30 protein-coding genes are annotated in these 23,318 nt (G+C 43.0%); 1 reads left to right on the top strand and 29 read right to left on the bottom strand.

Features of this window, described 5'->3' with window-relative positions; translation table 11 throughout:
* Positions 1-228: 228 nt before the first annotated feature.
* The 23 genes from G400_RS0105635 to G400_RS0105520 all read right to left on the bottom strand — a co-directional run bounded on the left by G400_RS0105635 (position 229) and on the right by G400_RS0105520 (position 18,082).
* Entirely contained in the window at positions 229-1,011 is a 783-nt protein-coding gene (locus tag G400_RS0105635) for an inositol monophosphatase family protein (protein ID WP_017262935.1), read from the bottom strand.
* A gap of 13 nt (positions 1,012-1,024) precedes the next feature.
* Positions 1,025-1,459 (bottom strand): EutP/PduV family microcompartment system protein, encoded by a 435-nt coding sequence (locus G400_RS0105630; RefSeq protein WP_017262934.1) that lies wholly within the window; start codon positions 1,457-1,459, stop codon positions 1,025-1,027.
* Between the two features lie 25 nt (positions 1,460-1,484).
* A complete protein-coding gene (locus G400_RS0105625; RefSeq protein ID WP_017262933.1) occupies positions 1,485-2,027 on the bottom strand; it encodes an ATP:cob(I)alamin adenosyltransferase in 543 nt (180 codons plus the stop codon).
* Between the two features lie 126 nt (positions 2,028-2,153).
* Positions 2,154-2,519, bottom strand: a complete 366-nt coding sequence (locus G400_RS0105620) for a BMC domain-containing protein (RefSeq protein WP_017262932.1) — start codon at positions 2,517-2,519, stop codon at positions 2,154-2,156.
* A 3-nt stretch (positions 2,520-2,522) separates the two neighbouring features.
* Complete coding sequence (locus tag G400_RS0105615; protein WP_017262931.1) at positions 2,523-3,725, bottom strand: acetate/propionate family kinase; 1,203 nt, start codon at positions 3,723-3,725, stop codon at positions 2,523-2,525.
* A 43-nt stretch (positions 3,726-3,768) separates the two neighbouring features.
* The gene (locus G400_RS0105610) at positions 3,769-4,473 is read right to left on the bottom strand and encodes an MIP/aquaporin family protein (RefSeq protein ID WP_017262930.1); all 705 of its coding nucleotides are present in this window, start codon (positions 4,471-4,473) and stop codon (positions 3,769-3,771) included.
* A gap of 16 nt (positions 4,474-4,489) precedes the next feature.
* On the bottom strand, positions 4,490-5,608 hold the full coding sequence (locus G400_RS0105605) for a 1-propanol dehydrogenase PduQ (RefSeq protein WP_017262929.1): 1,119 nt from the start codon (positions 5,606-5,608) through the stop codon (positions 4,490-4,492).
* A 17-nt stretch (positions 5,609-5,625) separates the two neighbouring features.
* Positions 5,626-7,095 (bottom strand): aldehyde dehydrogenase family protein, encoded by a 1,470-nt coding sequence (locus G400_RS0105600; protein WP_017262928.1) that lies wholly within the window; start codon positions 7,093-7,095, stop codon positions 5,626-5,628.
* Between the two features lie 3 nt (positions 7,096-7,098).
* A complete protein-coding gene (locus G400_RS0105595; RefSeq protein ID WP_017262927.1) occupies positions 7,099-7,572 on the bottom strand; it encodes a GlcG/HbpS family heme-binding protein in 474 nt (157 codons plus the stop codon).
* A gap of 576 nt (positions 7,573-8,148) precedes the next feature.
* Positions 8,149-8,727: a cob(I)yrinic acid a,c-diamide adenosyltransferase gene (locus G400_RS0105585; RefSeq protein ID WP_017262925.1), complete on the bottom strand. Its 579-nt coding sequence runs from the start codon at positions 8,725-8,727 to the stop codon at positions 8,149-8,151.
* 11 nt (positions 8,728-8,738) lie between these two features.
* Positions 8,739-9,011 (bottom strand): EutN/CcmL family microcompartment protein, encoded by a 273-nt coding sequence (locus tag G400_RS0105580; protein WP_017262924.1) that lies wholly within the window; start codon positions 9,009-9,011, stop codon positions 8,739-8,741.
* Complete coding sequence (pduM, locus tag G400_RS0105575) at positions 8,993-9,502, bottom strand: PduM family microcompartment protein (protein ID WP_017262923.1); 510 nt, start codon at positions 9,500-9,502, stop codon at positions 8,993-8,995. The genes G400_RS0105580 and pduM overlap by 19 nt, the downstream gene beginning before the upstream one ends.
* Positions 9,495-10,340 (bottom strand): ethanolamine utilization protein EutJ, encoded by an 846-nt coding sequence (gene eutJ / locus G400_RS0105570; RefSeq protein WP_017262922.1) that lies wholly within the window; start codon positions 10,338-10,340, stop codon positions 9,495-9,497. Before eutJ ends, pduM begins: the two co-directional genes overlap by 8 nt.
* Before the next feature lie 19 nt (positions 10,341-10,359).
* The gene (pduL, locus tag G400_RS0105565; protein ID WP_017262921.1) at positions 10,360-10,986 is read right to left on the bottom strand and encodes a phosphate propanoyltransferase; all 627 of its coding nucleotides are present in this window, start codon (positions 10,984-10,986) and stop codon (positions 10,360-10,362) included.
* Positions 10,987-11,011: 25 nt separating this feature from the next.
* Entirely contained in the window at positions 11,012-11,293 is a 282-nt protein-coding gene (locus tag G400_RS0105560; protein ID WP_272946606.1) for a BMC domain-containing protein, read from the bottom strand.
* A gap of 51 nt (positions 11,294-11,344) precedes the next feature.
* The gene (locus tag G400_RS15685) at positions 11,345-11,818 is read right to left on the bottom strand and encodes a BMC domain-containing protein (protein WP_017262919.1); all 474 of its coding nucleotides are present in this window, start codon (positions 11,816-11,818) and stop codon (positions 11,345-11,347) included.
* Entirely contained in the window at positions 11,815-12,165 is a 351-nt protein-coding gene (locus G400_RS0105550; protein ID WP_017262918.1) for a glycerol dehydratase reactivase beta/small subunit family protein, read from the bottom strand. The genes G400_RS15685 and G400_RS0105550 overlap by 4 nt, the downstream gene beginning before the upstream one ends.
* Positions 12,165-14,006: a diol dehydratase reactivase subunit alpha gene (locus tag G400_RS0105545; protein WP_017262917.1), complete on the bottom strand. Its 1,842-nt coding sequence runs from the start codon at positions 14,004-14,006 to the stop codon at positions 12,165-12,167. Before G400_RS0105545 ends, G400_RS0105550 begins: the two co-directional genes overlap by 1 nt.
* 12 nt (positions 14,007-14,018) lie before the next feature.
* Positions 14,019-14,555, bottom strand: a complete 537-nt coding sequence (locus tag G400_RS0105540; RefSeq protein ID WP_017262916.1) for a diol dehydratase small subunit — start codon at positions 14,553-14,555, stop codon at positions 14,019-14,021.
* Positions 14,556-14,569: 14 nt separating this feature from the next.
* Positions 14,570-15,289 carry a propanediol/glycerol family dehydratase medium subunit gene (locus tag G400_RS0105535; RefSeq protein WP_017262915.1) on the bottom strand — a complete coding sequence of 240 codons (720 nt, stop codon included), beginning with the start codon at positions 15,287-15,289 and terminating at the stop codon, positions 14,570-14,572.
* 30 nt (positions 15,290-15,319) lie between these two features.
* Positions 15,320-16,984: a propanediol/glycerol family dehydratase large subunit gene (locus G400_RS0105530; RefSeq protein WP_017262914.1), complete on the bottom strand. Its 1,665-nt coding sequence runs from the start codon at positions 16,982-16,984 to the stop codon at positions 15,320-15,322.
* 18 nt (positions 16,985-17,002) lie between these two features.
* Positions 17,003-17,785 (bottom strand): propanediol utilization microcompartment protein PduB, encoded by a 783-nt coding sequence (pduB, locus tag G400_RS0105525; protein ID WP_017262913.1) that lies wholly within the window; start codon positions 17,783-17,785, stop codon positions 17,003-17,005.
* A gap of 15 nt (positions 17,786-17,800) precedes the next feature.
* Positions 17,801-18,082 carry a BMC domain-containing protein gene (locus G400_RS0105520; protein WP_017262912.1) on the bottom strand — a complete coding sequence of 94 codons (282 nt, stop codon included), beginning with the start codon at positions 18,080-18,082 and terminating at the stop codon, positions 17,801-17,803.
* A 302-nt stretch (positions 18,083-18,384) separates the two neighbouring features.
* On the opposite strand from G400_RS0105520, the gene G400_RS15680 reads away from it, so the two are divergent.
* Positions 18,385-19,242, top strand: coding sequence for a helix-turn-helix domain-containing protein (locus G400_RS15680; RefSeq protein WP_017262911.1), 858 nt, complete (start codon positions 18,385-18,387; stop codon positions 19,240-19,242).
* Positions 19,243-19,636: 394 nt separating this feature from the next.
* Here G400_RS15680 and G400_RS0105510 read toward each other — a convergent pair whose 3' ends face one another.
* The 6 genes from G400_RS0105510 to G400_RS0105485 all read right to left on the bottom strand — a co-directional run bounded on the left by G400_RS0105510 (position 19,637) and on the right by G400_RS0105485 (position 23,316).
* On the bottom strand, positions 19,637-19,987 hold the full coding sequence (locus tag G400_RS0105510; RefSeq protein WP_017262910.1) for a BMC domain-containing protein: 351 nt from the start codon (positions 19,985-19,987) through the stop codon (positions 19,637-19,639).
* A gap of 3 nt (positions 19,988-19,990) precedes the next feature.
* The gene (locus G400_RS14565) at positions 19,991-20,530 is read right to left on the bottom strand and encodes an NADPH-dependent FMN reductase (RefSeq protein WP_017262909.1); all 540 of its coding nucleotides are present in this window, start codon (positions 20,528-20,530) and stop codon (positions 19,991-19,993) included.
* A gap of 85 nt (positions 20,531-20,615) precedes the next feature.
* Positions 20,616-21,347 (bottom strand): uroporphyrinogen-III synthase, encoded by a 732-nt coding sequence (locus tag G400_RS0105500; RefSeq protein ID WP_017262908.1) that lies wholly within the window; start codon positions 21,345-21,347, stop codon positions 20,616-20,618.
* An 8-nt stretch (positions 21,348-21,355) separates the two neighbouring features.
* A complete protein-coding gene (locus tag G400_RS0105495; RefSeq protein WP_017262907.1) occupies positions 21,356-21,940 on the bottom strand; it encodes a histidine phosphatase family protein in 585 nt (194 codons plus the stop codon).
* Complete coding sequence (locus G400_RS0105490; RefSeq protein ID WP_017262906.1) at positions 21,937-22,710, bottom strand: adenosylcobinamide-GDP ribazoletransferase; 774 nt, start codon at positions 22,708-22,710, stop codon at positions 21,937-21,939. The genes G400_RS0105495 and G400_RS0105490 overlap by 4 nt, the downstream gene beginning before the upstream one ends.
* Positions 22,711-22,722: 12 nt before the next feature.
* Positions 22,723-23,316, bottom strand: a complete 594-nt coding sequence (locus tag G400_RS0105485) for a bifunctional adenosylcobinamide kinase/adenosylcobinamide-phosphate guanylyltransferase (protein ID WP_017262905.1) — start codon at positions 23,314-23,316, stop codon at positions 22,723-22,725.
* Positions 23,317-23,318 lie beyond the last annotated feature (2 nt).

The following is a 23,318-nucleotide window of genomic DNA, read 5'->3' as shown; positions in this document are numbered from 1 at the left end:
CCGCAATATTCTGATGATAGAAATTACGCCCTTTGATATATTTAACGGGCTCATCTATCAGGCCCATCATATCATCTACATACGCAATTCACCCCCGATAAAAACGTTTAACCAGTCAATACTTTTGGTTTAAGCACAAACAAATTTTTGAAGCTTATTAATCTTCCCAAATACAAAAAAGCCGTTCAAATAAATGAACAGCTCCAAATAACTAAAACACGTTAAGCACTATGCATATGCAAGTTTTCTAAATGTCTTCATCGCATTTGGCGTCATTACCACATAATCCGCCGGCCGCAACAGCGACAACCGATACCCCGACACACTGCCAGTTTCAAATCCCAATGCTTCAGCCAAAATTGACCCAGCCGCGAAATCCCACGGATTCAATGTTGAAACATAACCAACATGTCGTCCATTCAACAATTGAACGAATTCAAGACCCGCACTACCAAGAATACGAACTCCTGACGCATGATAACCAATTGTCCCAAGATTAAAACGATTGGTGAATAACTGACGCCAGGACGCGCCGATTAATCCATCGGCTAACGGACAGTCAGCCACTGCGTCAAGCTTAACGTCATTACGATAAACACCTAGCAACGAGCCACCCCAGTATAAATCCTTATTCATCACATCCAAAATTCCACCAAAGACCGGTTCGCCATCATAATAAACGCCAATCATGGAAGCAAAACAATCATGTTTACGAACAAAATTTAGCGTTCCATCGATGGGATCAACAAAGAAAACGAGTCCATGTAAATTTTGCGGTCGTTCAGCCTTGTTTTCCTCACCCATTATCTGTGCGTCAGGATATGTTTGTCGGATATGACCATCCAATAATTTTTCAATACTGACATCTTCATTAGTGACCAAGTCATTACGAGATGATTTAGTGTCCACCTTTGAAATATGATTAACTCCGGGACGCAGTTTATCGCCGGCCTCAATCAACCAGCTCGTTACGTTACCAGCAATTTCTAACACTTCTGTCTTACTCATCATAAGCGTCGACTTCCTATTTCATTTCTAATACGTGTTCAACATTAAGCGTGCCAATGTCCTTAACTGCAGAACTTAAAATCACGGTTTTAGCACCAGCACTTCGTAGATACTTGGCACTCGCTTCAATTTGTGTCACGCTGTCCGCTAAATCCACCTTAGTCACAATACCAACAACTGGTTTATTAAACATTGTGGCAAACCCTGGAGCAAAGATCTGTCGTCGATCTAAAACACTTTGCAACATTAGAATCAGATCAACATCCGCAGCCGTCACAGACAAGGCACTGTAAAAACGATGATGTTCAACAAATTCTCCTGGTGTATCAATCGCATCTTTAAAAAATTCCACTGACTGTGTTTTATCGTACTTGATCAGTGCGCCAGTCAAACGTTGGTGTAGTGTCGTTTTACCACATCCGACCGCACCAACCAACAGTGGCCTTTTCATACTTTCACCCCATTAGTGAATTTTTTTAAAATGGCCAATTCGGATCATCGGCATCAAATAATTCTTCCTGAACGCCCATCTCAACATAAACATAGCGTGCAATCACAAAGAAGTAATTTGATAACGTGTCCAAAAACTGTGCCATTTCCATGTGCTTGTCATTTAAGGCAATTCTCACCAACCTAAAAGACTTTAGTGCCATGGTCCTTGCGACTTGTAACTCGCTGGCCTGAATGCTGCCACCGGGCACAACAAATTGATGAATCTCAGGCAACGTGACTGAATACTGCGTTGTTAAACCCTTTAACCAGTCATTTGCACCATCTGGAAATACACGGCGAACATTTGGATCGTCATCGTCAACGGAAAGATCTGTGCCAATACAGAATAGCAATCGTTGAATTGTCTTAAACTCAGCATCGAATGGACGCAATCCATTATTGACCGCACGCACACGGCATAGACCCAGCCAAGCGTTTAATTCATCTAAAGCTCCATAGGCTTCAACTTGTTCTGGATTATAATCTTTGAACACGCGATCTTGATTTTCTTCGTTGTTTCCACTCATTTTAGCAACCCCGTTTTATTGTAATTATAAAAGTTTCAGATTATCCGTTCACGTCATAAAATAACATGACGGTTGTCCACAAACAAGGTTTGAATCGTGAATCAGTTCACGTAATGATGAAAACCCTTACGATTGTGTAATCGTTGTGATCGTAAAATCAAGAATTTTTGACAACGTGTCCTCTGCTGCTTCGATGGCCGCTCGCACGTCATCCACTTGTCCTGCCAACAAAACAGAACCACTGAAGCGATCAATGAACACGACATCAACATTGCCTGCTTTACCTGAAACATCCGAAGCAATGGCTGCCGCCTCACCTGGTGTGATTGTTAACAAACCTAACGCTGTTGAAGTATCCTCAATTCCAAGTTTGTCAAAAATCTCCTTGTCGGGATGTAAAATAATATGTGCTAGTGTAACTTGTTTACCAGGAACTGACTCCTGAATAACCCGTTCTAGATTTTCTGCATGGTCAAATGTGTTCTCGCTCATGGCTTAACTCTCCAAATGTAATAGTCGTGCAACATCTCTAGCAATGACAACTTCCTCATCCGTTCGAACCACTAATACCTTAACGTTACTATCGGATGTTTGAATAAACTGAGCATTTTCGTCATTTTTTTGCTCATCCAACTGAATGCCTAAATATCCTAAATGTGCGACTACCATCCTTCGAATAGTAGAAGAATGTTCACCAACACCAGCCGTGAAGGTAATGGCATCAACACCGTTCATATCAGCAACATAAGAACCAATATACATAACAATCTGATGAACAAACATATCTAGTGCTAACTGTGCTCGTTTATTACCCTCAGCAGCGTCGTCCTCAATTTCACGTAAATCATTAGAAATTCCGGAAATCCCCAACACGCCAGACTTTTCATTTAACATATCTTTGATCTGTTCGGAATCCATATGTTCATGTTCTTCCAGAAAAGGAATGATTTGAGGATCAATATCCCCAGAGCGAGTCCCCATCATCAGCCCTGCCAATGGCGTGAAACCCATTGAGTTGTTAACCGTCTTACCATCAACAATGGCTGAAATACTTGCCCCATTGCCAATATGACAGCTAATCAAACGATGCAAACCTGGTACTAATTTTGCTGTTTCCTCAGCAATATATTGATGACTTGGTCCATGAAATCCAAATCGTTTGATTCCATACTTTTCATAATATTCATACGGAATCGGATATAAGGCGCTTGCTAACGGAATTGTGGCATTGAATGACGTATCAAACACCGCAACCTGTTTAGTATGTGGTAGTTTTTGCGCAAATGCTTTTATGCCCAGTAAATTAACTGGATTATGTAAAGGCGACAGCGAACTTAATTCATCAATTCGCTGTTCGACCTCATCATCCACAATCACAGATTTAAGATAATACGATCCACCATTTGAAACACGGTGACCCACACCCTCGATTTCATCTAAACTACTAATGATTTTGTTCTCTAGTAGCTGGTTCATCACGAGTTCAACAGCTGCTTGATGATCAACAATCGGTCGTTGTGCTGTTTTCTTCTGTTGCGTCTGTGTTCCTTCCGGCGTGTATCTGAGTGTTAGTTTTGCGTCAGGATCCCCAATTCGTTCGATTTGACCATCCGCCATCACTGTTTCACTTGGCATTTGATAAAGCTTAAACTTCAAGGACGAACTCCCTGAATTAATCGCTAACACTTTATGAGTCATATTTTTAGTTTCCTTCCTAAATCTGTCATTACAGAACTATTAATTACAAGATCTTAAACAAACCTGTTGCAATAACTGCACCAACAATTGGTCCAACCATTGGCACCCAAGCGTAGTTCCAGTTCGTGGTGCCTTTGTTTGGTACAGGGAAAAGCGTGTAAGCCAAACGTGGACCCCAGTCACGCGCTGGGTTAATGGCATAACCTGTGGTCTCGCCAAGGCTCATCCCAATTGAAACAATCAGAAAGCCAACAATAAATGGTTTCATACCAGTCGTGAAATTGCCTAAGTTCAGCAAAATATACATAAATGCAAACGTTGCAATAACTTCACTCAGAAAGTTAAAGACCGGGTTGTTAATTGCCGGAATTGTCGCAAAGTTGCCTACCGTGTTACCCTCTTCGGGCTTTGTAACCTTAAAGTGTGGGTAGTACTGAATGATAACAACAGCGGCACCAAGGAAAGCACCGATAAACTGACCAAGTAGATATGGCACAACTTGCGACCATGGGAACAATCCAAAGATTGCACTTCCTAGGGTAACTGCTGGATTCAAGTGACCAAGTGAGCCAAGGTGGCCCGCCACATAAACACCCATAGTGACGCCCATACCCCAACCTAAGTTGATTAACAGCCAAGTACTGTTATTTTTACCGTAGGTTTTATTAAGGTTGACACCGCAGCAGACACCTGCCCCGAGTACAATCAGGATAAACGTGCCTAATAATTCACCAAGAAAGCCGTCCATTTTCTCCACCCCATCATTATTCGATTACTTTTTGATAAATCTCGGCCAATTGCTCATCAGTTGGAACAATTGGGTTACCAGGAAATGTTCCATCTTTTCTAGCAGCCTTAACGATTGTTTCGCAGGCAGCCTTAGCGTCTTCTGGCTTGATTCCAAAAGCAGCTAATGTGCGAGGGCACTTCATCTGACGCATCATGGCTTGTAATTTGCGAATTAATTCGCGAACAGCCATTCTGTCTGAACTATCAGCACCGGCCAAACGTGCTTTACGAGCAGCTTCTGCGTACTTAGCTTCACACTTTTTATCCTGTGCATTAAACGCAACAACGTGTGGCAATACCATGGCACAGGCCAAGCCATGCGGAACATGGAACTGGGCACCAAGTTGGTGAGCAATTGAATGTGTAATCCCAAGTCCAGCCGTGTTGAATGCCAGACCTGCTGCAGTAGCGGCTTCATGTACGATGTGGCGTAATTCAATATTGGTTGGGTTGCGATAAGCTTCAACCAAGTGATTACCGATCACATCAATCGCCTTTTCTGCTAATGCTTCTGTAAACAAGTTAGCGTCGTTAGCAACCAGTGATTCCAACGAATGAGTCATAACATCCATGCCAGAGTATGCAGTAACTGAAGCTGGTGCACTGACAACAAGTTGTGGATACAAAATTGCAATATCAGGAATCAAATGATCATCCATAATGGGGAACTTTGCATGATTTTCTTCATCTGAAACAACAGCTGTATTGGTTACTTCTGACCCAGTCCCGCTAGTGGTTGGAATCGCAACGAAACAGCTCAACTGTTTACCACTAATCTTTTCGCCAAAATTACGAATTGCTTTAGCAGTATCAATGGCTGAACCACCACCAAGCGTTACGATAACGGATGGATCAAATTCCTGATAAACTTTGACTCCAGCAGTAATACTGGTCAATGGTGGATTTGGTTTAACATCGGCAAATACTTTGACCTCTGCACTACTTGGTAAGTGTGATTCGATCATTTTTAACGTGTCACTACCGTTCAGAAATGGATCACAAACGAACATAACCTTTTGTGATTCAAATGCCTGAAGGACATCCAAACTATCTGAACCGGCAATGATTTTTGTGGGAATCGTAAATTTTTCCATGTTTGACGCCCTTTCAACTAATCATTCCAACTGCGCAAAGAGAATGCCTGAGGCGAATTCAATCGACGACGACGGGTAAATGATTTTGCAGTTGTTGTACCTTCACCAGTTGGTGTGGCAATCGTTAAAGCGGATGCCCCAGTGAAGCCAACACCAGTACCGGCATAGGTCGGACCGTTAACAACGAAAATTGATGTGTTCATTCGATGAGCAGCTTTATTGATATGAATGAGGTCACGTGAATGAATTGATGCTGTGTGATGGAATCCCTGTTCAACTTCAACCGCAGTCTTCAAGACACTGTCAAAGTCTGGGCAGTTAACAATTGGCAAGATAGGCATCAGATTTTCAGTCATAACTAACGGATGATCTTTAGCTGCTTCAAGAATGATTTCCTTAGGACGACCTTCATAACGGATGCCTGCTTGAGCCAGAATGTAATTTGCATCCTTACCAACAAACTTTCTGTCGGGAGCACCATTATCTTGAATCGTCATGTCAGCTAATTTTTGAATGTCTTCAGGCTTAGTAACTAAGAAGGCCCCTTCATCCTGCATGTCTTTGATCAGTTCATCTTTAACAGACGACTCAACCACAACTTCTTTTTCAGCTGTACATAAAATATCGTTATCGAATGAAGCTGAATCAATGATATTATGTGCTGCCAACTTAATATCAGCAGTAGCATCAACCATTGCAGGTGGATTACCAGCACCGGCACCAATGGCCTTCTTACCACTCGTCATGGCTTGATGAACCACGGCCGGACCACCAGTAACGGCCAAACAAGCGATGTCAGGATGTGCCATCATCTTTTGTACGGCTTCAATACTTGGGTTTTCAATCCCAACAACCAAGTTTTGCCAACCAGTTGCATCGTAAACAAACTGGTTTAACTTTTCGATTGTCCAACGAGTAATGTTCTTAGCACCAGGATGGGCACCAAAGAATAACGTATTTCCACCCGCTAACATCATGATTGCGTTGGCAATCACCGTTTCAGATGGATTTGTGCTTGGACCAACAGCACCAATAACACCGTAAGGCGCATATTCGTACATAATTAGTCCGCCATCACCAGTTTCGGCTTCTGGTTGAAGAATTTCAGGACCGGGTGTGTTGTACAAAGCATTGTTCAACTTAGCGATTTTTGCTTCGACCGTACCCATGCCAGTTTCTTCACGAATGGCCTTGGCCATCTGTTCGATGTATGGTTTAAAACCCTTCTTGATTGCATCGATGACTTGAGTTCTCGTTTCAATACTTGCGTCAACAAACTGATCTTCTGCTGCCTTGGCAGCGGCAATCGCAGAATCAACATCTGGGAAAATTCCCAGCTTACCCTGACCACTTGTTAAGGGTGCTGATGTGGCCGTAGTTGATGCAGCCGCATTGCTTGAGGCAGTTGCAGGGGTTGTATCGCCAGAACTCTGCTGATTCAGTTCATCTTGAATAATTTTGCGAATTTGATCTTCTAGTTCTGCCATAAACTAATTAATCCCTTCTAGAAATTGTTTAACGCCAGCTTCACAAATTGCCTGATCCTCTTCGACAGCACCACCACTGCAACCAAGTGCACCGATAATTTGATCATTGACAATCAGTGGAATTCCACCAGCGAATGAAACGAGTTTGCCATCCAACATAGTTTCCATTTCATATAATGGTGCCCCAGGTTGAATTTGATCACTAACTTCTTTTGTCGGCTGTTTCATGGCCAATGCGGACCACGCCTTTTTAGGAGCCAGTGTGATGCTGACCAAATTAGCATTAGTCATGTGATACTGCATCAATGGGTTTCCAGCTGCATCCATGAAGCACATGGATACGCCAACACCAAGTTCATTAGCCTTGTTTTCACAGGCATCAAATACTTTTTGGAAATTGGCCCGTGTAAATGCGCCGGAACCATCTTTGTTCTTAAATGCTGCCTGAACGCTGGACAAAATGTTTTCAACTGCCATTTAGATGACCTCCTTTTAAATATTTTATTTTTAACTTACAAGATTGAAATTCTTTAATAAGCTAATTCAGTAGTTCGTTCGTTACGCCGACCAGCAACGCCGTTCCATGGGACCGGTCTTAGCTCGCTTTGCGATCTTCGACCTCGACTTTGAACCCGTAGCCCAGGTTTCAAAGCTCGTCCTGCATGACTAAGTGACCGAAAACCGTTCACTAAGTCATGCTTTCACTGAACTCTGTTTCTGGTCGACTTCACTAACCTACAAAGTAACTAAAATAGCTACTGAAAATAATGTTGCAGTCTCAATCAATAAATTATTGAAAATGCAATATGAGCTGGAGGGCGTCAAATATGAATGTAAGTCGTGAAAGTGTTGTTGGTTCGGCGATTTGTGCCAGAGTTACAACACGGACGGTCGCAAAGACTCCGATTTTCAGGAGGCTTGGCGGCGAGGTGAAAGACTCCGGATTTCAGGAGGCTTAAACCGGTCCCACGGCGGCGTTCATATTTGACAACCGTAAGCGTCATTTGGCTACTATTACCAGCAACAAACAATGTCTCTAGTTTCAATATTCAGTTAGTGTTTTGATACTGCTTGTTGGTAGCGACGAACGACTTCATCACAAATCTTCTTTTGACGATCCGCTTCATCTTCGTCGCGTGCCAGAATGTACAAAAAGTCTGACAAGCGGTTAGCATATTGGAGCACTTGTGGTCGGAAGGTGATGTCCTCACTGATTTTTGTCAGTAAACGCTCTGCACGCCGACATACCGTTCTAGCTAAATGTAAATGTGCACCCGCTAAACTTGATCCCGGTAAAATAAATTCATGTAATTCAGGTAATTTGGCAATGTACTTATCGATGACATCTTCCATTTTCTTGACGTCAGGTTCTTCAATTCGATCGCTCTTGCCATAAAACTTATCTGGATCCGATGAAGCAATTTCACCGTCTAGAATAAACATCCGGTTTTGAACCCACCGCAATAACTCACGGTTTTCCTCACGCAGACAGTACTTTTCTGCAACGCTGATTTGCGCATTGCACTCATCAAACGTGCCATATGTTTCAACCCGCGTATTGTATTTTTTAACACGTTCACCCGTGAAAAGAGATGTTGTCCCTTTATCACCGGTTTTTGTATAAATGGCCACCTCGTGTCACCTCACTTGTCGAATCGATCAATAATGCCCACAATTGCTGAATCAACGACATCCTTGTTACGGACCCCTTCACGCTGTGTTTTTCGAGCACCTGCACCGCGGACTAACAGAACTAACTCGCCAACACCGGCACCAACTGTATCTGCAGCAACCTCTTCCGTCCGAATAGGTTTACGATCACTGTCAATTGGTTGAACGATCATTAGCTTGCGACCAATTAACGAATCATCTTTCTGTGTGGCAACAACACTTCCAACTACTTTTGCCATATACATAATTGATCCGTCCTTTCTAATATCTCAATTTGTTGATCGCGAAGATATTCCTGTGCACTCGCAGTCATTTGCTGATCATTTCGTTTAATAAACACACTTTGTTTAGTCAAATTAACAACATCCCGTCGTGAAATCATGTGTGATTTACTGACATGTAATTGACGTTCATCCGCCAGAGAAAAATTAAGTGACCAGTCAACCAACAATGACCAAGGGATGAAATTCACATTGGTGAACGCGATTTGTAACCGTACTTCATCACCATCAGCTTGTGCAAGTTGAATGAATTTAACCAACGGGGCTGTCTGCGATAAAGATAGTAGCAGTGCCAAATCAGTTGGATAAATATCAGTGATAATGATTTTTCGGGCTCCTAAAGCGGTCTTTTCCGTCAGTTGATCTGTATCGTGAACAGAAACGCGGGTTGTTGTTTGTTCGCGTCGTTCAATTTTTTGTTGAACTAAACGAACAATTTCACTAATGTCACCCATCACTGGCCGCCCCCTTGTCACTCATTGCAATGCCAATGGGAGTTACAAAGTCGGGATTAGGCATCCCCATCACTGGCACACCAAGTTGTTTTGAAAATGTGCTAGCGAATGCGTCAAAGTTTGTCGCACCGCCAACAACCACGACTGGCTGGACTAAGTGATGATTAGTCACCCGATCGGTAATGTGTGCCATGTTCTCCACGACCGGTTTAACAACCATAAAGACATTGTTCTGTTGAGTCGGGTCTCTTTTTAATTGTTCGGCTGCATCATGATCCAACTGACGATTACCTGCTAAGACTAGGGTCATGTGATAACCACCAGTTGGCTCGTCACCCACGCGTAACAGGTGTCCATCTTGAAATAAACTAATGCCAGTCGTACCACCGCCAACATCCACAATAGTGCCATCGGTAATGCCTAACATCGTTGCCGCGGCCGTGGGTTCATCAACAACATCACTGCAATGCATCCCACTGTCCTCAATAACGTTTGCAACCGCCTTGCTATTAGCTGCGCTTACACCTGGAGGGATAGCACCAGCAGCGGATTTTAACGTTACGTTCAACTGTGATTGTGCACGTTCACGCATGTGAGTCACAATATCTACTGCCTCACGATAATTGACCACAATACCATCCCGAACAGCATGATCACGAATTGATTCACCATAAATGGGGACATTATTTTCATTTAATACAACGAACACAATCGTTGAGGTTCCAAGGTCAACACCGACCCTTAAATGTTGATCTGGTGTGACCTCAGTGTTGACATGAGGTTCCTGATCAACTAATTGGCTAAACTTTTTCAGTAACGCCGTTTGTTTTTCAAACATATCAGGATCCCCTTTTTACTTACTTTTTGGGTAAGATCCTCGCAACAGTGTCCTTAGTCAAACCTGCTGCATTGGCTTCATCGGTATCAATATGCATTTCCAGCACAAAGTCTTTGCGTGGACGTGCCATGACGTCATTGAAGACCAAACGACGGGATCCTGTTGTGATTTCAACAGACACTTCATCACCGTACTTAACACCATAACGTTTGCCATCTTCAAGACTCATGTGAATGTGACGTTTGGCAGCAATAGCACCGTATACAGGAATCCGCGCATCCTTTGTTTGTAAGATAACCTTTGGTGCACCGTCCAAATCACCGGATAGACGGACTGGTAAATCGACACCAATCTGGAAACCATCTGTTAATGACAGTTCAACTTGTGATTCTTTCCGGCACGGTCCTAAAACTCGCACATTGTCAATTTGACCATGAGGCCCGATGACTGTGACCTTCTGATTCGTTGCAAAGTCAGCTGGTTGTTTCAGGTTATGAAACTTGGTCATTTTTTGACCAGGGAACAACTGTGCAAAGTCTTCTTCAGAAAGATGAACATGGTGATTGGAAACACCAATCGGAATTCCTGGTTGGGTTTCTTCTTGAACAATTTGTTTAACTAATTCACGTAATTCACTATCAGTCATAAACTTACCCCGTTGTTAAAATTTATTACTTGTTGCTTGAAGGTAAAATGCTTTCAACATCTGTATGTGGACGAGGAATTACATAAGAAGCGTAAACTTCACCAACATTTTCTGCTGAAGCAGTACCTGCATCAACGGCTGCTTTAACGGCACCAACATCACCACGAACCATAACAGTAACTAATCCAGAACCAATTTTTTCGTAACCAGTAAGGTCAACGTTGGCTGCTTTAACCATTGAATCTGCTGCTTCAATAGCGGCAACTAAACCCTTTGTTTCGATCATTCCTAAAGCGTTGTTCATAATAATTTCCTCCTAATTTTTAAAGGCCTTTTAAATGCGCTTACATTTTTAAAATTACTTCTTGCGGCCAGCACTTCTTGGTCCCCGACGACTTGAAGACGTTGGTTTCTTAGCAGCCCCTGACTGACTAGTAGCTTGACTCGTTGCTGCAGAAGTAGCTGATGTAGCAGTAGCCGGCGTGGCTGACTTAGCACTGGCTGGCTTAGCCGCAACTGAGTCTGGTTCTGTTTCCGGCGCAATTTGATCAACATTCACCGAACGTTCAACAAGTGGCGTTAACCCTTCTGCAGGACGTGCAATCACTTGTTTTGCAACAAAGTGATCAACTTCATTTGCCATGCTTTCACCAGCGGCAACCGCTGCGTTAACAGCACCAACATCTCCGGTGACAAAGACCGTCATCTGGCCGGCACCCCGAGCCCGTTCTACCTTTTCAATGTGAACGTTAGCAGTCTTAACCATGACATCAGCCACTTTAATGACTGTTGAATAACCGCCAACTTCGACCATTCCTAAAGCATCACTCATAGGATTTTCCCTCCCTTCTCGAATTTTTTAAACGGTACCTGTTTTACTAACCTTGCAGCATTGGCGCCAAGTCTTCGCAGATCTTCTTGATCCGTTAATGGCACCTCAGCCAGTGGTTTATCTTCATCCAAACTGTTGAAGTGTAAATAAGCCATCCGATTATCAAAACTGATACCCACGCGCAATTGGGATGCTAATGCAGCCTCATGTGCCAATCCGATTATGGTTGGTGAAGAGACTTCCGTCGTAAAAGTATACGGAATTTCCTCTTCTTCAATCCCATAAAGCAATGGCAAAATCGCCTCATTTTTTTCACCGGCAATTAAAATTGTAGGTTCAGCAGCCATTACGACATCCCCTTCTTCAGCTCGTTTGCATAAGACAAGATCAATCCAGTTGCGACCGCATTACGTGGTCCTTCAATCGCCCGAACATTTCCTCGTCCAGCAACCAAGTTGTAGTGGGATAAAGCATCCGTAACCAACTGAGGAATTTCAAAGTCTAACGCTGAGCCACCAACAATGACAACAAACGGAATGTCACGAATGTTCCCAGTTGGGCTAACTTTAGCCAGTGCGCGTAACGCGTTCGTTACGAAGACTCGTTTCTTAGCTGATTGTCGAATCGCTTTAATTCGTTCAATGGAAAGGTCCCCTGGAACCGGTAAATACCCATCCGGCTTGACAACAACCGTTCGAGCAAACAAAGTTCCCGGCAACGCTTTCTTAAAGAATTGAACACTGCCATCCTCATGGCGGATGTAGAACAAACTTTCAACCTTCGCTAACGGATAACGTTTGATATCCTCAGCCAAGTACGGATCATCTAACCCTAACTCTGAATTAATAATCATCGTTGTCATATCACCAGCACCAGCTAAGTGAATCGCAACAATATGACCATTTTTGTCAATGATTGAGGCATCTGATGAGCCAGCACCTAAGTCAAGAATGGCCAGTGGTGCCTGAGTCCCTGGTGTAGTCAACGCACCACGGATAGCAGCCTCTGCTTCTGCACCACCAACTTCAACATCCACACCCAACTCGTCTTTGATAGCATCCGCAATCGCCTGCATCTGCAAGTGATCTGTTCGAACCATCGAGGCAATTCCGACCGCTTGTTCCATGGAGAATTCGCCTGCCAGACCACCTTTAACGTTATTGGGTACTGATGTGTTCACGGCAAGCAAATCTTGAATAAAGATATCCTGCATCTGCTTATCTGTTAGATCCGCCATCGTCTGACGAACTCGTTCCAGCATGCCGCCGATATTAGTTCCTGATTCACCGGTTACGTTATCAATGTTCTTGAAGTCGGACACCGTCTTCATAATCTTTTCAGCACCATCAGAAATGCCAACTTCTTCTTCATGACCATCACCGGTGATTTTAATCGATCCAGCCGGAATGACACGCGCTTTAACATCACCCGTTGGCGTTTTGATAACCACCGCTGAACGGTTACCAATCAAGGCCCTGGCTACCGGTACAACATTTTTGGTTTGTTCCGGTGTCAGATTAAAGACAGTCGCAATTCCGTATGGGTTAGACAACTGTTTGATGACACTGCCCTTATCGGCTACCTCTACGGCAGCTAACATGCGTTGCGGCACCTTGTCCAACAATGAAACTTCGTCAACAATTGGAATTTTAAAATTCAAACGATTATCAACAAGCACACCATCGTCACCTTGTAAGATGGCACCAGTAACTTTAAACCCAGCGTCATGATACAAATTCAGTAATTTTGCGGCATCACCAAAATCAACTTCTTTTGGAATTAAGACAATATACGTTTGCGCCTTGTCAGTCTCGTTGGCTAAATCGGTTAGCAAGATAGTTTGACCGATTCCCAACCCAAGACCACCAGGCGTTCGTGGATTATGTCCAATCATCGTTGATTCTGTGATGATAGTTTCCGTAATGGTTTCCATCGCAACGTCACCAATAACGGGTGTGGCTTCGTTAATTCTAATTAAATCAATATCGCTAATTTCAAGGCCACTTTTATGCAGCACGCCGTTAATAGCGGTACGAATCCCAATCAGATTTCGTTTGGTGCCTTTAATCCCGGTTGTTGCCGTGATATCGGAGTTGATAAAATCAACGGTGCCATCACTAGCAACGTTAGCTAACGCAACTTCGGTGGAAGAGTTACCTATATCAACGCCAATAACCTTTTGCACCATAAATTGCCTCCACTAATTGTCGCCCTTCAACTTCTTACGAATCTTGTAATTCTTAGCAGCCTCACGAACCCAATCGGCAGTGATTTTGGCGTTGTACTTATTTTCAAGTTCGTCGGCCATGTCTAATAACTCCTGTTCAGTTGAACGGTATGGACGTAATGAACCGTACATTTCCAACAGACGTTTGTCAGGAATGGCAGTTAATTCAGCGGCCCGATCGAAATTACTCTTAATAGCCGCACGACCTGCACTTTTGGCGATTTCGCCTTGTGCCTTTAAGGTTGCCGGTGTGATTCGTAGATCGTCAGGCGTGATTTTATCATTAATAACATTATCCAATGTAATGTCACTGACACTCTTACCTGTTGGTGATTTAATCATGTCTGGATGCTTACGGAAAAGTGGATAATCGTCACGACCCAATTCCTTACCAGTTGAAGTGGATGCGGTACTTTGAGTGCTAGTCTGATTTTCAGCTGGTTTACTCTTTGTATCGGAATCCTTCATGTCTGCCATTACTTTGGCAACAAGATCTTCCATTTCACTCATGATGAAATTCCTTTCTAATCAAAATTTACCTGAATTTCGTCAGGACCCTTACCTTGCACTACGTACTTTGTTTCTTTAATGTGCATTAAAGCGGACTTAGCTTGGTATTGAACTCGCGCCATCTGGTCATTGACCGTTGGCACAGGAGTCGGTGATTCACCCTTCGCGTACTTAGCCGCGTTAATACCAATTGCACGGTAAGTGTCAAGCGTAATAACAGGTGCTTGAGGGAATAATTCCAAATTCGTTAATGGATCTTCATCACGTTGATGGATAACAGTTGTTCCCTTTGACTGAATGGCAATCGCAATTCCAGAACCACATAATTTGTCACCTTCTGCAGCAGCAAATGAAACATCGGCAGTCCGATAAACTTTGATAACACGTGCACGGAGACCTTCTTCTTCAATTCCGGCGGTAACCTGACGCAAAATATCTTTGTGTGAAACGCCGGTAATATTTTCGGTCATATGTTCAGCAAAACCTGGTAAAACAGCAACAACAACTTCGTCCACTGCGGTACCCTGTTTAGCAGGACCTTCGTGTTTGAACCAATCGAGTTGCAAAGGTGCATCCTTTGCTTCTGGTTGATTTTTATTCGTCACAGTAGCAGTTGCAGTGTTCGAACTTGCCCCGCTATTGTTGGAAAAATCAACTTTCTTATTTGCAGCACTTGTTTCAGAAATTACTTCTTTAACAATTTTTCTTAGCAGATCAACATCTATGTCAGCCATTTTGACTTCCTCCTTTCTGTTAGCCGATTATTAAACGTTCGAAGGATCGATTGCCATTGGGATATTCTTAATCTTGTCCCAAGTTTCACCGGAAACCCGGTAACCAGTGCCTGGTCCTTCATAATCGTTCTTATCGTTAACAGCAGAGATAACATTCCAGTCTTTGTCAAAGATGGCTGATGTTTGTAAGAAGTCACCTGCAATACGTTGTTGTAACAGACTCAACACGGCTTGGGCAACGTCCCGGAAACCACCGTTATAAAGTCCTTTAACAATATCGATCCCAGTAATGCCACGGTTCATCATGTCTTGGGCAGCTTTCATGTCTTCAACCATGTTACGTTCAGGCATGTCGGCTGAAGTGTTGGCATAGGTTGCGGCTTCAACTTCTTCATCCGTAATCTTTGGCAGTCCGAGTGCTTCAAAGACAGTTTGTAATGCGCGGGCAGCTTTATTACGAACTTTAATGACGTCCTCTTCCTTTACAGGAACGATCCCACCATTAACTTTCAGATCCCGTTGCATAACGTAGTAGTCATCGTAGTCCATGGCATCCGTGTTAGAACCGGCAAACATGTTGTCTGAGTTAGGTACTGACGAATAACCTGATGAGATGTAATCTGTGCCGGCTAAGAATTGACCCAGCAAACGTTCAGTCCGACGCATGTCAGAGTGTGAAAATGCTTGGTCATTAGCTGAAGCACATTCGAGGTCAAGCATCATGCAGATCAAATTTTCACCCAATACTGAACGAATACCTGATGGTACTGACCCTGGGATACCGATACAACTAACACCACCGTTTTGTAGACCCTGAACACCACTTGCTTTAGTGATATAGATACAACGTGCTTCCAAATAAAGCATTGATTTTCCTTCGGCATAGCCCATCATAACTTCTGAGCCAGAACCCGAAGTGAACCGCATCTTTAAACCACGTGACGCATAACATGATGCCAAGAAACCCTTTGACCATGGTGTATCATCACCATCAGTAAAGACTTGCTCAGTCCCATAAACGGAAATGGTTTCAGCGTATGCAGTAAACCCACGCATTCCCAAACTTAATTCCAAAGCTTCTTCAACAGAACATTGTGTCAGTACACCGGGACGTCCCGTCTGAGCACCAATCATAATTGAAATCGCGTTTAGCGGTGCATAACGCGCAACAGCTGTCGTAGTTTCTTGTTCTGGGAATCCACGTAAAGCTGCATCAGCTGCATCAGCTGCAATTTGTACAGGATCATCACGCAAGTTGGTTACGTGACACTGCGTTGCGGGTGTCCGACGTGGGCGCATCTTCTGTGTAGCCATCATCATTTCAACAAAGTTCATTTTGCTGATGACATCCACTGCTTTTGCTGGAGTCATCCCAGTTGTCAGAGGAATGATTTTCTCACGAGGAACGTTAGGATCACAAAGCATATTTGCCAACTTGTTAGAATCCATACTCATAACATGTTCAGCATTGCTCTTGTCAATCCCGTGGTCAGCAATATACATATCGATCAGATCAAAGTCTTCACGTTTTTTGCTGTCCAGTTCAGTTACAACACCATTTTCAATTTTAATGCTTGGCTTTGGATCGTTAGGTCCTTCAAGGGCAACGAATCCTTCTTCAGGCCATTCCTTAACAAATCCGTCCAAGTGAATTGGACGCTTTTCCAAAGCTTCAAACCTTTTTTGACGCTTCATTGGTGTATCTCCTCTCACCTAAATGTATGAAGGAAAGTCATTCTTTGGTTTCCCAGCAAGTGTTCCCAGCAGATCCAAGCCCACTTCACGGGCTGCAATAACTGCTTGACGGACTGCTCCAGAATCACCAGAGATATGCAGAATCCCTTCGTTTGAAAAACTTGTTCCATACGCAGGTGACGCGAATGAAAGCACATCGACATTAGCTGCCTTCAAAGCAGTATCACCCATCACGACACCAATTCCGGCTGGAGCACCGGCAATCAAGCCGTACGCCTTACCAATTGGTGCATTAAATGCGAAGTGAGCTGCTTCACTAGCCCGAGCGGTGTATTGTAATTCCAAGTGTCCTGCTGGGCTGTTGTAAACATCTCCGAAGTGAGTTGGAACAGCAGCCAAAGCCACTTCAATCGCACGACGAACATCAGAAACATCGTCACCACCGACAATAATCAAAGACCCGTGTCCAGCACCGCCCTTTGTATCACGAGGCATTTGAATGCTTACTACTTGCGTATTGGTTGCCTTAACGGCTTCATCCATAGACATGATCTGTGGACCACCACCGGTACGTGCCGAAAGAATTCCGAGTGAACGGAATTGCTTTTGTAAATGAAGGTTTTCGGACAAACCACTATCAACGTTTGCAATTACCATCCCAATCGTGTCACCGACTGGGGCAGTACCTACAAATTCAGTCAATCCTGATTGTGTTGGTTTCGTGTCAACAGTTGTGCCAGCATTGGCCTTGTTGAGCAACTTTCCCATTACCTGATTGACTAATTCATCAGTATCAGCCATAACTTATTCACCCACCTATTTATTTGATTGTGGCAACAAAGTTTCAACATCTTGATGAGGCCGTGGAATAACATAATTCGAAACAACTTCACCGATGTCTTCTGCCGCTGCAACACCTGCATCAACAGCCGCTTTAACCGCGCCAACATCACCACGAACCATCACCGTGATCAATCCTTTACCGATTTTTTCCTGTCCAACGAGTTTTACGTTGGCAGCTTTAACCATGGCGTCAGCCGCTTCAATCGACGCGATTAAACCACGCGTTTCGATTAAACCAAGTGCTTCTCTGTCCATAAATGTTTCCTCCTTCATGCGAATCACGCATGTAATATGGTTACTTGGTACACATTTACAGTAACGAAGATTTGTTATACTTTAATGCCATGTCTAAAAAATCACACATGGTGAAGCATTAAATTCCTTGATATAATCAGTGTGGCAACAAGAACAGCACAGTAGCAGCAATGAAATCCCTTACACAAAAACTGATTATCATTGTTCAACTATTTACAAAGCTGTAACTGCCCATGCACCAAATTTATGGAATTTGCACGTTTCACTTATTTGACAAGAGATAAAAAGTAGGGCGGATATATATGAATAACTTTCTTGCACAAGTATTAACTGCTGATCGAACGCATCAGCTTAATAAGTTACTGGCCAATTTTTCACAGGCAACCGGCAGCATCGCCACCGTAACGGATTTACAAGGGAATGCTTTAACAAATCTGCATGGTTTTTCGCTTTTTTCTACCTTTAAGGGTGATGAAGCAACCTGTAATGATGTGCCACAAAATAAAGCCGTTCATATTGACGAACACTTCTCAGTCAGTCGTCTCTCGATCATGTATGACAAACAAGCTATCGGTTTTGTTTGTTGTGGCTATCCGGCTGCCCAACAAAACGCCCGGCCCAACTTTGGCCCCGCCGGCAACGCAGAAGGTGAACGTTCTCAGGCCTCGGTTACATTATTACGGTTGATTGTGCAACGTGAGATTGATCGATATATGATCAACGCAGACGTTGTTCAGAGTGCCGAAGTTAAACCTAAAGTCCCTGTTATTAACGTCGTCAAGCCTCAAAAACAAGAAGCGTTAGCTGATTCATTAAACAGAATTAACAACATTAAAACGAAAAATAAAGAAATAAATGACGCATTAATTTACATCGAACAGCATTTAAATCAAAACATTTCATTAGAAGAAGTTGCACAACGCGTCTATCTGTCGAGTTTTTACTTTTCAAAGTTGTTCAAAAAATCAACACATATGAATTTTTCTGACTATTTGGCCGCCAAAAAGATCAAACGTGCCATGGTTTTGTTGCAAGATACGACTACGCCGGTCAAGCAAATATCGCAACGGCTTGGCTTTTCTCAAACTAGTTATTTCAGTAAGACATTCAAAAAGTACACAAATACAACCCCATCCGAGTTCAGAAAATCCGTTCAATAATTTACTAATCCTTTGTGGATAAGTGAAGCTGACCTGAAACATAGTTCCGTGATAGCAATACTTGGTGGGTGTTTTTAGCCCACTTAGTATTGCAGGACGAGCTTTGAAACCTGGTTTATGGGTTCAAAGTCGAGGTCGAAGACTGCAAAGCAGGCTAAGACCGGTCCCATGGAACGGCGTTTCAGGTCAGCGTACCGGATCATGTTGCTGAATTGGACTAATTATTGAACATGCTCAGTGCTTACGCTTAGACTGATACGGCAGAATAGCGCAGTATTTATCAAGAAATAAAAAGGACCTTTCACTGTTGAAAGATCCTTTTTTGATTTAAAATAATATTTTTTTGACAGTTAAAGTGTGAACTATTTGGCATTATACAATAGCAATATATTGTCTAGTTTTGCGTAATCTTGCCCACGGAAAAATGTAGCAATTCTGTCATTTTATGTTCGACTTGTTCAAACGCAGCCTGTAATGCAGAACTTTGACCATGGAAGATGACTGTTCCACTAAAACGATCCAAAAAGCCAATTTCCACACCGCCAGATTTAATCGCCATATCCCCTGCAATGATCGCCGCTTCAGCAGGTGTGACAGTTAGGATGCCAATACTATCGTGTGTGTTATCAATCCCTAATTTGACGTAAACATCATCTGTTGGGCTGGCAATAATGTGGGTCAAAGTGATCTGTTTTCCGGGTACATATTCCTGAATGATTCGTTTAACTGCTTTTTGTTCTGCCATTTTTCACACTTCAATCATTTGAATTAGTTTATGCATTGCTTCATCAATCAAGCTCAATGTTTGATGATCCATCAGATTACCTTGATCATCAAACTTGGTATTGGCATGCCCCAGTAGTATTTCCGGTGGATTTACCAAACGAGGGCTTAGCATTGCTGATTGTAGAATTTCACGAACATTTTGTTGAGCGCGAACCGTCCCCAACGTTCCCGTTGAAGCTCCCATTAGCAGAGTTGGTTTATCACTCAATGGATAAGGCGCAAACGAGCACCAATCGAGTGCGTTTTTAATACCAGCAGTCGTCGCATTATTATACTCAGGCGTAGCAATAACAACTGCGTCAGCACTCGCAACCGTTTTCAAAAAATCAGTCACCGCAACACTCTGATTATTATCGCCATTAGCCAAGATCAAAGGTAACGCCATAATGTCCGGCTCCGACCACTCAATGGTCGTGCTATAACGAGACGCAATATAACGGGTCAGCAACTTATTATATGAATCAGTTGCTGTACCACCGTTAATACAAACGACACTCTTCATCCTAGATTCACCTCTACAATTAGAATAACAGTGATAATGAGTAACATGTTGTTAACTACTTTCAATTATTTGACGACTTTGTTAACTATTTTTGTGTTTGCTGAGTATCCTGAATAATTTGGTTTACCGCACGTGCCAGAACAGCATTTCTAGTCGTCGGCATCCAAACGTTTGCTGTATCTTTACGGATAACAGATGCCGTTTTTTGACCTAATGCATAATATTTTGCGTTTTTAAATGATTGTGGTGAAGTGGCGATTAGCGTTTTTAATCGACTATAGGCAGACGGACTTGTCACTAATACTGATTCAAAATGATCTGTTGCGATAATCATTTCTGCTCTTTTCTGATCCTCAGTCGACCATCGGTTAACATAAACAATCAGTGTACTTTCATTTACATTTAATTGACGTTTGAAATTCGTTAGATTGCCTATTAACCACACTAATGAATCGGTTGAATGATAAGTTCTACACAATGCGGTCAAACCTTGCTGATTTTCCTCCTTAGCATACCGAATGTTAACTGGATTATTTTCTGATAGATGCTGACGCAGATTAACGGCCATTTTGCGGCTCAAGACACAAATATCCATTGGATTAATCAGCTTTTGCAACCTCTCTTTATAGACGTTGAGCGCATACCAACTGCTAATAACGATTACTTTTGCGTCACGAATCTTGTTAAGATCATCAGAAGATAAATGACGTGCCTCCAAATGTCGTAATGGCAGATACTCTGGTTTAGTAACTGCCTCCAACTCACTGACAAATCCTGATTCAATTTTTGATTTTGGATACAAAATTAATGTCGCCATAATTACTCCTACAAATTGCGTTGAACGTTTACTACCTTGCCCTGTTTCAAATCATATTCTGTATAAGATCCGGCCCTGAAATCTGGTGTCCAATAATCATCGACAGGAATCAGAATTTGATTGATTAATCTAGCGACTCCCTGGTGAGACACAACCATAATCGAGTCACTGTTCTGCGCCTGATTCAGTAAAGATGTTATTGCGTTTGTCACTCGCAATCTAAAGACTGCAAACGACTCCGCATCCGGTGGTGTCACATTAAGCGGATCATCCAACCATCGTTGCCAGAACACTGGATCCCTCGCTTGAATTTCATCAGCATTAAGGCCTTCCCATTGCCCGCACCCTTTTTCGTTAAAGCGTTGATCTACAGACAATGCCAGTCGGCTAAGTTCGGAAATCACGGTTGCTGTTTGACGGGAACGTTTGAGACCACTAGACACAATTTTGGTCAGCGGTACAGTCATTATTTTTTGGGCCAATTGTTCAGCCTGTTTTTTGCCCACTGCATCCAAAGCAACATCCAACGATCCATAAAACTTGTGCTCAGCATTCAGCAACGTTTCACCGTGTCTTGCCAGCAATAATTTCATAGGTGACTCACCAACCCGGTATAATTTAAAATCATTTCACTTAAAAGAAAAACCAATTGTGCCACACATGTAAATGCACCAATCGTGTCACCCGTTAGGCCGCCAAATAAATGAACAAAGTGCTGACGATACGGCCAAGCCAACACTAGAACAATAACTGCACTGATAAACCCACTGATACCGGCCAGAAATACACTCAGGATCAAATAAATGACTTCGCCGATCACAATCTGCCAAGTTTTGACCCCTTGCCACATCTCAGCCAGACCACCCTGTTCACCTGCGTAATGCATGTGCCAGGTTAAAATTGTCAGACCAGCCTTTGCAGTAGTGGTGAGTAGAACAATCAGGCCGGCTAGTTGCCAGTGATTTAACGTCTTGCCTAGGACTGCAATACTATTTAGCATTACGGCATAATATGTAATTAATGCCAAAACACCCATTGTGCCTAGACGACTGTCTTTCATGATGGCACGCATTTTGTCTGGTGTTCTTGATGAAAATATTGCATCGGCTGTGTCCGCAAATGCATCTAGGTGAAAGCCACCGGTAAGCAATGCATCGGCTAAAATTGCTAAAATCCAAGCGAATGATGAAGGCAGAATAAATGTCAATCCAAAGTAAATGGCACCTTCAAGTAAACCTAGCAGTAGACCAAAAACCGTCAAATATTGCACACTATGATTAAATTTTGCCATTGGATTAGGAATCGCAACTGGCACTGTAATGCGTGTAAAAAATTGGGTAAACAGAATTATCGCACCAAACATCATTGACCTCTCTTATTTAACTGAAACTGGAATGCCACTGACAACAAAAACAACATGAGCGGCGAATGCGGCAATAAGCTGATTAATTTCACCGTATAAATCACGCAGAATCCGCCCTTCTTTAGTTGCCGGCACTAATCCTAAACCAACTTCATTAGTCACAATAAAAACTTGTCCGGCTGCCTGCTCAATGGCTACCAAAATTCGTTTCCATTCTGCCGTAATTTGTTTATCTAGATTCTCAACCTCGTTCGTAGACAGCACATTGATTACTTTATCCCAGTCTTCTTCGTGTAACTCGGCTGCCCGTTCCCCAACCTTTTTAAAGAATAAATTGGTTGTGAGCATCGTTGCATCATCCAACAGGTACCCATCAAGATGTGAGTCGCCAAACAACTGGTCGACATGTTCATACTGCTCACGAGTTGTCCACTGGCTTGAACGCCGTTCCTGATGATGCTTAATCCGACGAGCCATTTCAACATCATCTTGAAACATCACGCCAGTTGCAATATAGCAAATATGCTGATTTGGATCGAGTTGTTGCTCTGCATAAACGGACTTACCACTTTTCGAACCACCCGTGACCATTGTTAGCTGTGCCATCT

It is taken from the genome of Furfurilactobacillus rossiae DSM 15814 (assembly GCF_000428925.1).
Classification (GTDB): domain Bacteria; phylum Bacillota; class Bacilli; order Lactobacillales; family Lactobacillaceae; genus Furfurilactobacillus; species Furfurilactobacillus rossiae.
Note: the sequence above shows the minus strand (reverse complement) of the source record. Positions and strands in the feature narration are given on the sequence as shown.

Excerpts from the sequence above, each read along its gene's own strand:
- G400_RS0105635 (WP_017262935.1), bottom strand. The coding sequence starts at position 1,011 with ATGATGAGTAAGACAGAAGTGTTAGAAATTGCTGGTAACGTAACGAGC.
- G400_RS0105630 (WP_017262934.1), bottom strand. The coding sequence starts at position 1,459 with ATGAAAAGGCCACTGTTGGTTGGTGCGGTCGGATGTGGTAAAACGACA.
- G400_RS0105625 (WP_017262933.1), bottom strand. The coding sequence starts at position 2,027 with ATGAGTGGAAACAACGAAGAAAATCAAGATCGCGTGTTCAAAGATTAT.
- G400_RS0105620 (WP_017262932.1), bottom strand. The coding sequence starts at position 2,519 with ATGAGCGAGAACACATTTGACCATGCAGAAAATCTAGAACGGGTTATT.
- G400_RS0105615 (WP_017262931.1), bottom strand. The coding sequence starts at position 3,725 with ATGACTCATAAAGTGTTAGCGATTAATTCAGGGAGTTCGTCCTTGAAG.
- G400_RS0105610 (WP_017262930.1), bottom strand. The coding sequence starts at position 4,473 with ATGGACGGCTTTCTTGGTGAATTATTAGGCACGTTTATCCTGATTGTA.
- G400_RS0105605 (WP_017262929.1), bottom strand. The coding sequence starts at position 5,608 with ATGGAAAAATTTACGATTCCCACAAAAATCATTGCCGGTTCAGATAGT.
- G400_RS0105600 (WP_017262928.1), bottom strand. The coding sequence starts at position 7,095 with ATGGCAGAACTAGAAGATCAAATTCGCAAAATTATTCAAGATGAACTG.
- G400_RS0105595 (WP_017262927.1), bottom strand. The coding sequence starts at position 7,572 with ATGGCAGTTGAAAACATTTTGTCCAGCGTTCAGGCAGCATTTAAGAAC.
- G400_RS0105580 (WP_017262924.1), bottom strand. The coding sequence starts at position 9,011 with ATGTATATGGCAAAAGTAGTTGGAAGTGTTGTTGCCACACAGAAAGAT.
- pduM (WP_017262923.1), bottom strand. The coding sequence starts at position 9,502 with ATGGGTGACATTAGTGAAATTGTTCGTTTAGTTCAACAAAAAATTGAA.
- eutJ (WP_017262922.1), bottom strand. The coding sequence starts at position 10,340 with ATGTTTGAAAAACAAACGGCGTTACTGAAAAAGTTTAGCCAATTAGTT.
- pduL (WP_017262921.1), bottom strand. The coding sequence starts at position 10,986 with ATGACTGATAGTGAATTACGTGAATTAGTTAAACAAATTGTTCAAGAA.
- G400_RS15685 (WP_017262919.1), bottom strand. The coding sequence starts at position 11,818 with ATGAGTGATGCTTTAGGAATGGTCGAAGTTGGCGGTTATTCAACAGTC.
- G400_RS0105550 (WP_017262918.1), bottom strand. The coding sequence starts at position 12,165 with ATGGCTGCTGAACCTACAATTTTAATTGCCGGTGAAAAAAATGAGGCG.
- G400_RS0105545 (WP_017262917.1), bottom strand. The coding sequence starts at position 14,006 with ATGGTGCAAAAGGTTATTGGCGTTGATATAGGTAACTCTTCCACCGAA.
- G400_RS0105540 (WP_017262916.1), bottom strand. The coding sequence starts at position 14,555 with ATGAGTGAAATGGAAGATCTTGTTGCCAAAGTAATGGCAGACATGAAG.
- G400_RS0105535 (WP_017262915.1), bottom strand. The coding sequence starts at position 15,289 with ATGGCTGACATAGATGTTGATCTGCTAAGAAAAATTGTTAAAGAAGTA.
- G400_RS0105530 (WP_017262914.1), bottom strand. The coding sequence starts at position 16,984 with ATGAAGCGTCAAAAAAGGTTTGAAGCTTTGGAAAAGCGTCCAATTCAC.
- pduB (WP_017262913.1), bottom strand. The coding sequence starts at position 17,785 with ATGGCTGATACTGATGAATTAGTCAATCAGGTAATGGGAAAGTTGCTC.
- G400_RS0105520 (WP_017262912.1), bottom strand. The coding sequence starts at position 18,082 with ATGGACAGAGAAGCACTTGGTTTAATCGAAACGCGTGGTTTAATCGCG.
- G400_RS15680 (WP_017262911.1), top strand. The coding sequence starts at position 18,385 with ATGAATAACTTTCTTGCACAAGTATTAACTGCTGATCGAACGCATCAG.
- G400_RS0105510 (WP_017262910.1), bottom strand. The coding sequence starts at position 19,987 with ATGGCAGAACAAAAAGCAGTTAAACGAATCATTCAGGAATATGTACCC.
- G400_RS14565 (WP_017262909.1), bottom strand. The coding sequence starts at position 20,530 with ATGAAGAGTGTCGTTTGTATTAACGGTGGTACAGCAACTGATTCATAT.
- G400_RS0105500 (WP_017262908.1), bottom strand. The coding sequence starts at position 21,347 with ATGGCGACATTAATTTTGTATCCAAAATCAAAAATTGAATCAGGATTT.
- G400_RS0105495 (WP_017262907.1), bottom strand. The coding sequence starts at position 21,940 with ATGAAATTATTGCTGGCAAGACACGGTGAAACGTTGCTGAATGCTGAG.
- G400_RS0105490 (WP_017262906.1), bottom strand. The coding sequence starts at position 22,710 with ATGTTTGGTGCGATAATTCTGTTTACCCAATTTTTTACACGCATTACA.
- G400_RS0105485 (WP_017262905.1), bottom strand. The coding sequence starts at position 23,316 with ATGGCACAGCTAACAATGGTCACGGGTGGTTCGAAAAGTGGTAAGTCC.